2 protein-coding genes and 1 pseudogene are annotated in these 1,376 nt (G+C 54.8%); all 3 read left to right on the top strand.

The features are described from left to right. A pseudogene (locus HMPREF2871_RS09875) lies at window positions 1-266 on the top strand (hypothetical protein); the annotation flags it as partial. After that, entirely contained in the window at window positions 263-751 is a 489-nt protein-coding gene (locus HMPREF2871_RS09870; RefSeq protein ID WP_049336428.1) for a hypothetical protein, read from the top strand. The pseudogene HMPREF2871_RS09875 and the gene HMPREF2871_RS09870, both read left to right, overlap by 4 nt. 23 nt (window positions 752-774) lie before the next feature. Further along, complete coding sequence (locus HMPREF2871_RS09865; protein WP_049336426.1) at window positions 775-1,296, top strand: host-nuclease inhibitor Gam family protein; 522 nt, start codon at window positions 775-777, stop codon at window positions 1,294-1,296. Window positions 1,297-1,376 lie beyond the last annotated feature (80 nt).

Genomic DNA, 1,376 nt, shown 5'->3' with positions numbered 1-1,376 from the left:
AGGAGGCGGCACGCGACGGGGTTTGTTTCCCCGCACCTGCCGAGGCTTGGATTCATGGCTTTAACGAGACGGTCAATGCACGCGACCAAGGCCGTCTGAAAACGCCGCTGAAGTCGCACGGCTACCTGTATGAAATCCTTGCGGGCTGGGTTGGCCAGCCAAGCGCAGGGAATCAGACAAACCAACCCAACCGCCGCGCCACACTACCGGCCAACCCCAGCCAAACCTTGACCGCAGCCGCATCGCTGCAAGGACTGAAGAAATGAAAGAACTACCTACCCAACTGCATAACGCCATGATCGACGGCCTGACCATGCTTTTGACCCTGCGTCTGAGCGGTTCGCCGGCTGCCGATACTGTGGCCGCGACTGCGCAAACATGGAGCCGTGTATTGGCGCACGGCCGGGCGTGGGACGAAGCGCGAGATGTATCGCGCTTTCAGACGGCCTTTATGGTGCTGGCGAATGAGACCAACCGCTGGCCGAGTCCGAAAGACTTTTTAGACAAGCTGCCTCCACCGCCGGAGCCGTTGAAGCTGGAACACCATTACCACCTCACGGAAGAGGGAAAAGCGAAGGGAAAATCGGCTTTAAGCCGCATACAGGGCGTAATTAAAGAGGTGTTAAGAGATAAGTCACTTATACCGCCTTCGGCTGAAACCGCCACCGAGCAGATTTTGAGACACCGCGCGAAAGTTGAGGCACTTGCCCAGCGCGAACGCGAACAAGGCTTGAGCAAGCCGAAATGTTAAACCCAACCCGAAAGGAAAAGAAAATGGCTAAAACCCGAATCAAACAGCCCGCGATCGAAGCGGCACAAGACAAAGCGGAAGTTACCGCATTTATCCGCCAAATCGGCGACTTGCAGCGCGAAGTCAAACGCCTGGAAACCGAAGCTGGAGACAAAAAAGCGGTCATCGAAGAAGAATATGCCGCCAAAGCCGCGCCGATGTGTGCCGAAATCATGAGCCTGACCGAACGTGTGGCCGCATACTGCGAGGCACATAAGGACGAGCTGACGGAAAACGGTAAAACCAAAACCGTGGACTTTACCACCGGCCTGATTAAATGGCGCATCCGTCCACCATCCGTCAAGGTAACGGGCGTGGCCGCCGTCTTGGCATGGCTCTCGGAGAAATCCGCCTTTGCCGAGTTTGTCCGTACGAAGAAGGAAATCGACAAAGACGCCATCCTGAATCAAAAAGAGCGTTTTTCAGACGGCCAAGTGCCGGGGATTAAGATTGTGTCGGGGCTTGAGGATTTTGTGATTGAGCCTACGGAGCAGGAGTTGGTGTGATGGAAAACGGAAATTTAAATACTGATGAGCTGGAATTTTTAAGAATTGCCGCACGCGATTCCTTCTACATCCACGCTCAA

The sequence above is a fragment of the Neisseria sp. HMSC067G12 genome (assembly GCF_001812725.1).
GTDB classification, from domain to species: domain Bacteria; phylum Pseudomonadota; class Gammaproteobacteria; order Burkholderiales; family Neisseriaceae; genus Neisseria; species Neisseria perflava.
This window is presented reverse-complemented; position numbering and strand designations above follow the sequence as displayed.